We start from the raw sequence: 11,997 nt of genomic DNA, 5'->3' as shown, positions 1-11,997 counted from the left end.
AAAGAGATTCAGGAGACTCGCATGACCGCCCAAGCCAGCACCTCTGTCGTTGAACTCAGGCAAGACGGTGACGTCCTGCTCGTCAGCGTCAACAATCCGCCCGTCAATGCGCTGGGCGCTGCCGTGCGCCAGGGTCTGATGGCGGCCATTGAGCAGGCCGATGCCAGCGCCGCGGTCAAGGCCGTGGTGATCGTGGGCGAGGGCAAGGCTTTCATCGCCGGTGCCGATATCCGCGAATTCGGCAAGCCCCCGGTCCTGCCTTTCCTGCCCGATGTCTGCAACCGTATCGAGGCCTGCAGCAAGCCCGTGGTGGCCGTGATTCATGGCGCGGCACTGGGTGGCGGCCTGGAGATTGCCATGTCGGCGCATTACCGTCTGGCGCTGCCTGGCGCGAAGCTGGGTCTGCCCGAAGTCTCCCTGGGTCTGGTGCCCGGCGCCGGCGGCACGCAGCGTGCGCCGCGCCTGATGGGCGTGAAGGCCGCGACCGAGCTGATGCTCAGCGGCCAGCAGATCGGTGCAAAAGCCGGGCTGGCGGCCGGACTGGTGGACAAGCTGGAAGAGGGCACGGACCCCGTGGTCGCAGGTCTTGCCTATGCGCGTGAGTTGCTGGCGCAGGGCGCTCCGCTGCGTCCCGTCAGCGCCACGCCGGGTCGTCTGGCCGACAAGGCTGCAGCCCAGGCTGAACTCGATGTGCTGCGTGCCGACACGGCCAAGAAGTCGCGCGGCCTGTTCTCGCCGCTGAAGATCATCGATTGCGTTCAGGCTGCGCTGGATCTGCCGTTTGCCGAAGGCCTGAAGTTCGAGCGTGCCCAGTTTCTGGCCTGTATCGACAGCCCGCAGCGCGCCGGCCTGATCCACGCCTTCTTTGCCGAGCGCGAGACGGCCAAGATTCCCGAAGCCCGCGCCGCCCAGCCGCGCGCCTTCAGCAAGATTGCCATCATCGGCGGCGGCACCATGGGCGCGGGCATCACCGTCTCGGCGCTGGATGCCGGCCTGGTCGTGACCATGATCGAGCGCGATGCCGAATCCATCGCACGCGGCCAGGCCAATGTGGAGAAGGTCTACAACGGCCTGATCGCCAAGGGCCGCATGAGCGAGGAGGCCAAGGCAGCCATCATGGCGCGCTATACGCCCTCGACCCGCTATGACGACATTGCCGATGTGGACCTGGTGATCGAGGCGGTCTTTGAAGACCTGGAGGTCAAGAAGGCCGTGTTCAAGGAGCTGGATCGCGTCTGCAAGAGCGGTGCCGTGCTGGCCACCAACACCTCGTATCTGGACATCGACGCGATTGCCGCCGTCACCAGCCGTCCGCAGGACGTGATCGGTCTGCACTTCTTCAGCCCGGCCAACATCATGAAGCTGCTGGAGATTGTCGTGCCCGCCAAGGTGGCGCCCGATGTGGTGACCACGGCCTTCGAGCTGGCCAAGAAGATGAAGAAGGTGCCCGTGCGCGCCGGCGTCTGCGACGGCTTCATCGGCAACCGCATTCTGGCCACCTACAAGCAGGCTGCCGACTACCTGATGGAGGACGGTGCCAGCCCCTACGAAATCGACGAGGCCGTGCGCGGCTTCGGCTTTGCCATGGGTCCTTTCCAGGTCACCGACCTGGCCGGCGGCGACATCGGCTGGGCCACGCGCAAGCGCCGCGCCGCCACGCGCGACCCCAAGGCCCGTTATGTGGAGATTGCCGACCGCATCTGTGAAAACGGCTGGTTCGGCCAGAAGACGGGCCGGGGCTTTTATCTCTACCCACAAGGCGCGCGCATCGGTCAGCCCGACCCCGAGGTGCTGGCGATTGTGGACGCCGAGCGCGCAAAGAAGGGCGTGACGCCGCGCTCCTTCACGGCCGAGGAAATCATGCGCCGCTACATGGCCGCCATGGTCAACGAAGGTGCCAAGGTGGTGGGCGAGGGCATTGCGCTGCGCCCGCTGGATGTGGACGTGACCTTTATCTCCGGCTACGGCTTTCCGCGCCACCGCGGCGGTCCCATGAAGTGGGCCGATATGCAGGGCCTGGCCAAGGTGCTGGCCGATATCGAAGCCTTTGCCAAGGAAGACGCGCTGTTCTGGAAGCCTGCGCCGCTGCTGCAACAGCTGGTGGCCGAGGGCAAGAACTTCGAAAGCCTGAATAAGTAACACCCCCTGAGGCGCTCCGCGCCTTCCCCCTCTCTCGCTTCGCGGGAGGGGGACACTGCCCTCGCTGCGGGGCGGCGGGGCCGCCTAGGCCCTTGCTCGGCAGTCCGCCGATGGGGCGTGCCAGTTTTTGCGGCCAGTTTATAGAAAATAGGAGCTGCTATCGCTTTATTTGTATTGATTTCAGTATGAAAAGTATCTGAAATCAATGAATGACAAGCGAAGACAGCTATCAAAAATAGTTTTCAACATTCACAGAGACAAGCACCATGCGTGAAGCCGTTATCGTTTCCACCGCCCGCACACCGCTGACCAAGTCGCATCGCGGCGAGTTCAACGTCACTCCTGCCGCCCAGCTGGCTGCCTTCTCCGTCAAGGCGGCGGTGGAGCGCTCGGGTGTCGATCCCGAAATGATCGAGGACCTGATTCTGGGCTGCGGCAACCCCGACGGTTTCCAGGGACGCAATCTGGGCCGCCAGACCGTGTTGCGCGCCGGGCTGCCGCTGTCGATCGCCGGCACCACGATCACGCGCTTTTGCGCTTCGGGCCTGCAATCCATCGCCATCGCGGCGGGCCGCGTCGTGGCCGAGGGCGTGGACGTGATGCTGGCCGGCGGTATCGAGACCATCTCCGGCATCCGGGCCGGCAACAATCTGCCCACCGACATGGACCCCTGGCTGGTGGAGCACAAGCCCGAGCTGTACATGGCCATGATCGACACCGCCGATGTGGTGGCCAAGCGCTACGGCATCACGCGTGAAGACCAGGATGCGTTCTCGCTGCAAAGCCAGCAGCGCACGGCAGCGGCCCAGGCCGCCGATCTGTTCAAGGACGAGATCATTGCCTGCTCCACACGCATGATGGAGAAGAACAAGGAAACTGGCGAAGTCACCTACCGCGACGTGGTCGCCACGCAGGACAACTGCAACCGCGCCAGCACCACGCTGCAGGGGCTGGCCAAGCTGGAGCCTGTGAAGGGCCCTGGCAACTTCATCACGGCCGGTAATGCCTCGCAGCTGTCCGACGGCTCCAGCGCCTGCGTGGTGATGGAAGCCAGGCTGGCAGAGCGGCTGGGCCTCAAGCCCCTGGGCGCTTTCCGCGGCTTTGCCGTGGCCGGCTGCGAGCCTGACGAGATGGGCATTGGCCCCGTGTTTGCCGTGCCCAAGCTGCTCAAGCGCCACGGCCTGACCGTGGATGACATCGACCTGTGGGAGCTGAACGAAGCCTTTGCCTCGCAGGCCCTGTATTGCCAGCGTCAGCTGGGCATTCCCAACGAGCGACTGAATGTCAACGGCGGCGCGATTTCCATCGGCCACCCCTTCGGCATGACGGGCGCGCGCCTGAGCGGCCACATCCTGCTCGAAGGCCAGCGCCGCAAGGCTCGCAACCCCCAGGTCAAGTACGGCGTGGTGACCATGTGCATCGCCGGCGGCATGGGCGCTGCGGGCCTGTTCGAGATTTTCTAAACACCCCCTGAGCGGCTGGCGCCGCTTCCCCCTCTCTCTTCGGGAGGGGGACGACGCCTTTGCTGCGAGACGGCTCTTGCTCGGCGCCTCTGGTTCAGAGCGTGCCGGTGTCAGAGGCTGCAAAGGCGCGCTGCGCCATGGATTACCAGGAAATAGCAATGGATTTGCAATTCACCCCCCAGGAAGAGGCGTTTCGCGCCGAGGTGCAGACTTTTCTCAAGGAGAAGCTGCCCAAGCATATTTCGCTCAAGATCAAGGCCGGCCAGCGTCTGAGCAAGGCCGATCAGGACGAGTGGCATGCCATCCTCAACGAGCGCGGCTGGTATGCGAATCACTGGCCCCAGGAGCATGGCGGTCCGGGCTGGGGAGCGGTCGAGAAGTTCATCTTCGACACCGAATGCGCCCTGGCCGGCGGCCCGCGCATCGTGCCCTTTGGCGTGAACATGCTGGGGCCGGTGCTGATCAAGTACGGCAACGAGCAGCAAAAGAAGTACTGGCTGCCGCGCATTCTGAGCGGCCAGGACTGGTGGTGCCAGGGCTATTCCGAGCCCGGCGCAGGCTCCGATCTGGCTTCGGTGAAGACCACGGCCGTGCGCGATGGAGACTTCTACATCGTCAACGGCCAGAAGACCTGGACCACCCAGGGCCAGCACGCCAATATGATTTTTTGCCTGGTGCGCACCAACCGCGAGGCCAAGGCCCAGGCCGGCATCAGCTTTTTGCTGGTGGACATGAACAGCCCCGGCGTGGAGCTGCGTCCCATCCGCACGCTGGACGGAGACAAGGAAGTCAACGAAGTCTTCTTCACCGATGTGAAGGTGCCTGTCGAGAATCTGGTGGGCGAGGAAAACCGGGGCTGGACCTATGCCAAGTATCTGCTGACCTATGAGCGCACCGGCATTGCGGGCGTGGGCTTTTGCATCTCGGCCCTGGCCAAGCTCAAGGTCATCGCCGCCAAGGTGCACAGGAACGGCAAGCCTTTGAATCAGGACCCGCTGTTCGCGGCCCGCATGGCGCGCGTCGAGATCGACCTGGAGAACATGAAGACCACCAATCTGCGCGTGATCGCCGCCGTGGCCGGTGGCGGCGTGCCCGGTGCCGAAAGCTCCATGCTGAAAATCCGCGGCACCGAGATCCGCCAGGAAATCCTGTCGCTGATCCGCCGTGCCATGGGCGTGTATGCCGTGCCCTATATCGACGAGGCCCAGTACGAAGGCTATGACCAGGCGCCCCTGGGCGGCATCGACGAAGCCGCCACGGCCTCGGCCAACTACTTCAACTACCGCAAGCTGTCGATCTTCGGCGGCTCCAACGAAATCCAGAAGAACATCATCTCCAAGATGATTCTGGGCTTGTGAAATCCCCCCTGAGTCGCTGCGCGCCTTCCCCCCGGGGGGACGACGCCCTCGCTGCGGGGCGGCCCTTGCTGGGCGTCCCTGGCGAACCGGGCGGTGGCATGCGACACCGATTCGTTCGATTGGGTAGAGAGAATTTGTCATGAACTTCACACACACCGAAGACCGCCGCATGCTGGCGGACAGCCTGAACCGCTTTGTTTCTGAGCAGTACGGGATCGAGCAGCGCAACCATTTGGCCTATGGCGCAGAAGGTCACAGCCCCGCGCTGTATGCGCAATTTGCCGAGCTGGGCGCGATCGGCGCGCTGTTCCCCGAAGAGGAGGGCGGATTTGGCGGATCGGGCTTTGACATCAGCGTGGTGTTCGAGTCGCTGGGCCGCGGCCTGGTGGCCGAGCCCTTGCTGGGTGCACTGGTCGTGGGCCAGGCCCTGATTGCGGCCGGCAGCGATACGCAAAAGCGCCAGCTGGAGGACATCATCGCCGGCGGCGTGATCGCTGCCCTGGCGCACGACGAGCCGGGCAGCCACTACGAGCTCAACAAGGTCACGGCCACGGCGGCCAGGACCGCCACGGGCTGGGTGCTCAACGGCGCCAAGAGCGTGGTCGCCTTTGGCGAAAAAGCCGATCTGCTGCTGGTGTCGGCGCGCACCGCAGGCGGCATGTTCGATACTGCCGGCATCAGCCTGTTCCTGGTCGACGGCAAGGCCGCCGGCATTGCCAAGCGTGGCTATAGCCGCATGGAAGGCGGCCGCGCCGCCGAGCTGACTTTCGAGAACGTGCAGCTGGCCGAGGATGCGCTGCTGGGCGCCGAGGGCCAGGGCCATGCCGTGCTCGAGCATGTGCAGGGCTTTGCGCTGCTGGCGCTGGCTGCCGAGGCGCTGGGCGCCATGGATGTGGCCAAGCAGAACACGCTGGAGTATTTGCAGACCCGCAAGCAGTTCGGCGTGGCCATCGGCAGCTTCCAGGCGCTGCAGCACCGCATGGCCGATCTGCTGCTGGAGGTGGAGCAGGTGCGCTCCACCGTCATCAATGCAGCCGATGCCATCGACAACGCCCAGGGCACCGAGCGCGAGAAGATGCTGTCTGCCGCCAAGTACACCGTGGGCTCCGTGGGGACCCTGGTGGCCGAGGAAAGCATACAGATGCATGGCGGCATCGGCATGACCTGGGAGCTGCCGCTGGCGCATTACGCCAAGCGACTGATCATGATCGACCACCAGTTTGGCGACGAGGACCATCATCTGGCGCGTTTCATGGCCTTGACGCAGGCCTGAGCTTCGGGGCTGAGGTGCTGCGGTTTCGCTAGACATGGAGAACATCAATGAGTGACGCTTTGCTGATCCGCCGCGAAGGTGCCGTACTGGTGCTGAGCAACAACAACCCGGCCGCGCGCAATGCGCTGTCGCCCGCGTTCTACGCGGCCGTCACGAGCGCGCTGGCGGATGCTGCGGCCGATGCCAGTGTGGGCGCGGTCGTGCTCACGGGCGAGGGCGGTCATTTCTGCGCCGGTGGCGATCTGCGCCAACTGGCCGGGCGCCGCGAACTGCCCGTGGAGCAGCGCCGAGAAAAGCTCGAAGGCCTGCATGACCTGATTCGCGCCGTGCGCGACTGCCCCAAACCCGTCATCGCCGCCGTCGAAGGCGCGGCAGCGGGCGCGGGCCTGTCGCTGGCCCTGGCTTGCGATATGCTGGTGGCCGCCCGCGACAGCTTGTTCTCCGTGGCCTATGTGAAGGTGGGGCTGACGCCCGACGGCGGCGCCACGGCCTTTCTGGCCGAGTTCGTCTCGCGGCAGGTATTGACCGAGCTGTGCCTGAGCGGCGAGCGCATCAGCGGCGAACGCATGCACGCTCTGGGCCCCGTCAACCGCCTGGCCGAGCCCGGTCAGGCCCTGGCCGATGCCGTGGCGCTGGCCGCGCAGATCGCGACCGGCCCGGACCAGGCCATGGCCTTGATCAAGGACCTGTGCCGCCAGGCACCGCGCAATACGTTGGAGCAGCAACTGGAGCTGGAAGCCCAGCACATGGTGCACTCGCAGGGGAGCGAAGAGTCCCGTGAAGGCATTGCCGCCTTTCTCGAAAAGCGCAGCGCCGATTTCACCAAACTGCGTGCGTGAGCGCTCGACGAAACCAAGATTTTCCAAGGAGACAAGGCAGATGGCCGACAGCAATACAGAACAGAACCAGGACATCGACTTTCCGCTGGAGGGGGTGCGAGTACTCGATCTGTCCCGCGTCTTCGCCGGGCCGCTGTGCGGCATGGTACTGGCCGACTTCGGCGCCGAGGTGGTCAAGGTCGAGCACCCGGGCCGCGGCGACGACACGCGTGACTGGGGCATTCGGATCGGCAAGACCGAGACCACCTACTACAACAGCATGAACCGCAACAAGCGGTCCATCACGCTGGATCTGCAAACGCCCGAGGGCGTGAAGATCCTCCATGAACTGCTGCCCCAGTTCGACGTGCTCATTCACAACTTCAAGACCGGCGGTGCCGAGAAGCTGGGCCTGGGCTACGAGCAGCTCAAGGCCATCAAGCCCGACCTGGTCTACTGCGCCGTGGCTGGCTACGACAGCAGCGGCCCCGAGGCCAAGCGTCCCGGCTACGATCTGGTGATCCAGGGCGAGGCGGGCCTGATGGCGCTCAACGGCGATGCCGGCATGCCGCCGCTCAAATTCGGCGTGGCCGTGGTGGATCTTGTCACCGGCATGTATGCGGCCCAGGCCGTGCTGGCCGCCTTGTTCCGCCGCGATCGCACGGGCAAGGGCCGGCTCATAGAGATGGCGCTGTACGACAGCGGCATCACGGTCACTGGCTACTACGGCCTGGATGCCCTGCAGCTGGGCCACGACCCCGAGCGCTACGGCAACGCACACCCGTCCATCGTGCCCTACGGCATGTACGAGGCGGCCGACGGCCCGCTGATCATTGCCGTGGGCAACAACAGCCAGTTCGACAAGTTCTGCCGCCAGGTCGTGCTGCGCCCTGACATCGTCGAGGACCAGCGCTTCTCCACCAATGTCAACCGGGCCAAGAATCGGCTGGAGCTTCTGCCCATGCTCAAGGAGCTGATTGGCAGCTTCCCGCGCGATCTGCTGCTGGAGCGTTTGACGGCCGCCGGCATTCCCTGCGGCCGCGTGGCCGGTCTGCACGAGGCCCTGACCAGCGAGCGCACGCGCCGCAGCGGCCTGCTGCGCGACATGCCCCATCCCGTGGTCGGCACCACGCCCGTGTTCGCGCCGCCCTACCGCCTGGACGGCCAGCGTCTGCCCATCCGCCATGCACCGCCCACGCTGGGTGAGGGCACGCGAGAAGTGCTGCAGCGTCTGCTCACGCTCGATGATGCGCAATTGCAGGACCTGCAGGCCAAGGGCGTTCTCACGCTGCCCCAGGAACCTTCATGAAGCACCCCCTGAGCCGCTGTGCGGCTTCCCCTCTCTCGCTTCGCGGGAGGGGACGACACCCTCGCTGCGGGGGCGGCCCTTGCTCGGTGTCCCTGTTGGGCCGTGTCAGGCTCACAGGCCGCGGACATCTTCTAGTGCCATAAATAACTCAAAAGCAAGATTAAAGGCCGCGCAAGACGGCAGATAAAGACAGCGACTTCATAGGAGACAAACCATGAGCATCCCAGTCACACGCCGCGATCTTCTGCAAGGGCTGGCCGCCATCGGCGGCGGCAGCCTGCTTGCCACGGGCGCCGGCAGCGCACTCGCACAGGCAGGCAAGCCGGCCTGGCCCGCAAAGCCCATCCGCGTGGTCGTGCCCTTCAACGCGGGCGGCGCCACCGACATCATCGCGCGCACCATCGGCGAGGCTCTGGCCAAGCGCCTGGGCCAGCCCGTGGTCGTCGACAACCGCGGCGGCGCGGCCGGCATCCTCGGCACCGAGGCCGTGGCCAAGGCCGCGCCCGATGGCCATACGCTGATGGTCTCGCTCAGCACCTCCATGCTGATCAACCAGTTCCTCTACACCAAGCTGCCCTACAACCCGCAAAAGGACATCGCGCTGATCAGCCAGATCGCGGCGGCGCCCGTCACCCTGGTGGTCCATCCCTCGGTGCCGGCCAACAATATGAAGGAGCTGCTGGCCTATGTGAAGGCCAACAAGGGCAAGCTGTCCTATGGCTCCTGGGGCGTGGGCTCGTATGCCCATCTGGCCGGCGCCTATATGAGCAAGACCATGGACGCCGACATGAACCATGCGGCCTACAAGGGCGAGGCTCCCATGATCCAGGAGCTGATTGGCGGCCAGCTGCAGCTGTGCTTTTCCAGCGCGCTCAACACCAAGCCCTTTATCGACTCGGGACGCCTCAAGGCCATCGGCGTGACCGGCAAGGAGCGCATGGACATCCTGCCCAAGCTGCCCACCATTTACGAGCAGGGCGTGCATGACGACGCCTACTCCATCTTCGGCTGGGTGGCCATGGGCGCACCCGCAGGCGTGCCCAAGGAGGTCGTGGACCAGCTCTACGGCCACCTGCGCGAGATCATCAAGGAGGCCAAGGTGCTGGAGCGCATCGCGGGCGCGGGCTTCATCCCCATGATGAACAGTCCCCAGGCTTTCCGCGAGAACTACCAGCGCGATATGCCGGTCTGGAAGGCGCTGGTCGAGCAGGCTGGCGCAAGGCTTGATTGAACCCCCTGAGTCGCTTCGCGCCTTCCCCCTCTCTGCCCGCTACGCGGGGGAGGGGGACGACAGCCTCGCGGCGGGGCGGCCCTTGCTCGCTGTCCCTGGCGTCGGGCTGCGCCGGTTTCATGAGCTGGGGGTTGCGCACAGCGCCATGGATCACTGAGTGACTGATTTTTACGGCCTGCGGTAGCGGGCCACCACCGACGACTGCTTAGACAGTCCAGACAGGAGACTTCATGGACACGCGCAATACCGCACCCCAAGCCCGCGCTACCCGGCGCACCGTTCTGGCACTGGCCGCCGCGCCGCTGCTGGCCGGCATGGCCGGCGGCGCGCTGGCCGAGACCGACTGGCCAGCCAAGATGCTGCGCCTGGTCGTGCCTTTCCCTGCGGGCGGCCCGACCGACACGGCATCGCGCATCGTGGGACAGAAGCTCAGCGAGCGCCTCAAGCAGACCGTGGTCGTGGAAAACCGCCCCGGGGCCTCGGGCTCCATCGCGGCCGTGCAGGTCGCCAAGAGCCCGGCCGACGGCTACACGCTGATGATGCTGGCCACGCCCACGCTGCTGGCACCCCATCTGTACAAGAAGGCCGGCTACGACACTGTCAAGGACTTCGCGCCCGTGGCCACGGTCTATGACCTGCCCATCGTCATCGTGGTCAACCCTGCGCTGCTGCCCGATGTCACCGATCTCAAGAGCCTGATTGCCCACGCCAAGGCCCAGAAATCACCGCTCAACTACACCAGCTCGGGGGCCGGCAGCTTTGGCCACCTGAGCATGGAGCTGCTCAAGCAGATGGCCGGCTTCGACATGCAGCATGTGCCCTACAAGGGCGGCGTGCCCGCCATCACCGACACCATCGGCGGCCAGGTGCCCATCATGTATGCCGACCTCGTGGCCGCGCTGCCTCATATCCAGGTCGGCAAGCTGCGTGCCATCGCCGTGGGCTCGCCCCAGCGCGTGAGCATGCTGCCCGACATCAAGACCATTGCCGAGCAGGGCATCAAGGGCTATGACGCCGTTTCCTGGGGCGGTCTGCTCGCGCCCAAGGGCACGCCCAAGGCCGTGATCGAGCGCATCGCCTCCGAAGTCCAGCAGATACTGGCCGACAAGGACGTCCAGAGCAAGCTGCTCAACGCCGGCGCCATCGCCGCCTTCCAGAATCCCGCCCAGCTGGGCCAGCGCATCCAGCAGGACTACACGCGCTGGGGCCAACTGATCCGCGACAAGGGCATTGCAGTGGAGTAACACGGACATGAAGACACGCATCACCGAACTCTTTGGCATAGAGCACCCCATCATCCAGGGGGGCATGCACCATGTGGGCCTGGCCGAGCTTGCCGCCGCCGTCTCCAACGCGGGTGGCTTGGGGCTGATCACGGGACTGACCCAGCGTACGCCCGAGCTGCTGGCGCGCGAGATCGCGCGCTGCCGCGAGATGACCGACAAGCCCTTTGGCGTGAACCTGACGTTTCTGCCCTCGGTCAACCCGCCCGACTACCCGGGCTACGTCAAGGCCATCATCGAAGGCGGCGTCAAGGTGGTGGAGACCGCCGGCAACAACCCGCAGAAATGGCTGCCCGCGCTCAAGGAAGCCGGCATCAAGGTGATCCACAAGTGCACCTCGGTGCGCCACGCGCTCAAGGCCGAGGCCATCGGCTGCGATGCCATCAGCGTGGACGGCTTCGAATGCGGCGGCCATCCGGGCGAGGACGACATCCCCAACTTCATCCTGCTGCCGCGCGCTGCCGAAGAACTCAAGATTCCCTTTGTCGCCTCGGGCGGCATGGCCGACGGCCGCTCCCTGGTGGCCGCGCTGGCCCTGGGCGCCGAAGGCATCAACATGGGCACGCGCTTCATCGCCACGAAAGAGGCACCCGTGCACGCCAACGTCAAGCAGTCCATCGTCGCGGCCAGCGAGCTGGACACCCGTCTGGTCATGCGCCCGCTGCGCAACACCGAACGCGTGCTGACCAACTCCGCCACCGAGCGCCTGCTGCAAAAGGAGCGCGAACTGGGCGCGGCTGTCACCTTTGCCGACATCGCGCCCGAGGTGGCTGGCGTCTATCCGCGCATCATGCACGACGGCGACATGGACGCGGGCGTCTGGTCCTGCGGCATGGTCGCCGGCCTGATCCACGATGTGCCTACGGTTGCGCAGCTGATCGACGGCATCATGGAGCAGGCCCATGCACTGATCAACGAGCGGCTGGCAGGCCTGGCCCGCTGACCGCCCATCTTCACAGGACTTACGCAAACAGGATGCGGCAACGGGCTGCGCCCCATGGCAAGCAGCTTGCCTTGTTCCTTGTTGCGTAGGTCGTACTTCAAAAACCAGGAAAGAGCTTTCTCATGAAAATCCTTGTACCCGTCAAACGTGTGGTGGACTACAACGTGAAGGTCCGCGTGA

At 65.2% G+C, this 11,997-nt stretch carries 9 protein-coding genes; all 9 read left to right on the top strand.

Translation table 11 applies throughout. The annotated features are described in order from the left end of the window. Positions 1-21 precede the first annotated feature (21 nt). Positions 22-2,139 carry a 3-hydroxyacyl-CoA dehydrogenase NAD-binding domain-containing protein gene (locus tag P353_RS10120; protein WP_034368778.1) on the top strand — a complete coding sequence of 706 codons (2,118 nt, stop codon included), beginning with the start codon at positions 22-24 and terminating at the stop codon, positions 2,137-2,139. 266 nt (positions 2,140-2,405) lie between these two features. Next, positions 2,406-3,602, top strand: a complete 1,197-nt coding sequence (locus tag P353_RS10115) for an acetyl-CoA C-acyltransferase (RefSeq protein ID WP_034368776.1) — start codon at positions 2,406-2,408, stop codon at positions 3,600-3,602. A 158-nt stretch (positions 3,603-3,760) separates the two neighbouring features. Continuing rightward, complete coding sequence (locus P353_RS10110; protein ID WP_034368773.1) at positions 3,761-4,960, top strand: acyl-CoA dehydrogenase family protein; 1,200 nt, start codon at positions 3,761-3,763, stop codon at positions 4,958-4,960. A gap of 139 nt (positions 4,961-5,099) precedes the next feature. Further along, positions 5,100-6,233, top strand: coding sequence for an acyl-CoA dehydrogenase family protein (locus P353_RS10105; RefSeq protein WP_034368772.1), 1,134 nt, complete (start codon positions 5,100-5,102; stop codon positions 6,231-6,233). Positions 6,234-6,280: 47 nt separating this feature from the next. Continuing rightward, on the top strand, positions 6,281-7,072 hold the full coding sequence (locus P353_RS10100) for an oxepin-CoA hydrolase, alternative type (RefSeq protein ID WP_034368768.1): 792 nt from the start codon (positions 6,281-6,283) through the stop codon (positions 7,070-7,072). A gap of 40 nt (positions 7,073-7,112) precedes the next feature. After that, positions 7,113-8,360 (top strand): CaiB/BaiF CoA transferase family protein, encoded by a 1,248-nt coding sequence (locus P353_RS10095; RefSeq protein ID WP_034368765.1) that lies wholly within the window; start codon positions 7,113-7,115, stop codon positions 8,358-8,360. A gap of 214 nt (positions 8,361-8,574) precedes the next feature. Continuing rightward, positions 8,575-9,591, top strand: a complete 1,017-nt coding sequence (locus P353_RS10090; protein ID WP_034368763.1) for a Bug family tripartite tricarboxylate transporter substrate binding protein — start codon at positions 8,575-8,577, stop codon at positions 9,589-9,591. Between the two features lie 230 nt (positions 9,592-9,821). Continuing rightward, a complete protein-coding gene (locus P353_RS10085; RefSeq protein WP_034368762.1) occupies positions 9,822-10,835 on the top strand; it encodes a Bug family tripartite tricarboxylate transporter substrate binding protein in 1,014 nt (337 codons plus the stop codon). 7 nt (positions 10,836-10,842) lie between these two features. Beyond that, positions 10,843-11,817 (top strand): NAD(P)H-dependent flavin oxidoreductase, encoded by a 975-nt coding sequence (locus P353_RS10080; protein ID WP_034368760.1) that lies wholly within the window; start codon positions 10,843-10,845, stop codon positions 11,815-11,817. The last annotated feature ends 180 nt before the right edge of the window (positions 11,818-11,997 follow it).

Origin of the sequence: Comamonas testosteroni (assembly GCF_000761245.1) — a bacterium.
GTDB lineage: Bacteria > Pseudomonadota > Gammaproteobacteria > Burkholderiales > Burkholderiaceae_C > Comamonas > Comamonas testosteroni_C.
This window is presented reverse-complemented; position numbering and strand designations above follow the sequence as displayed.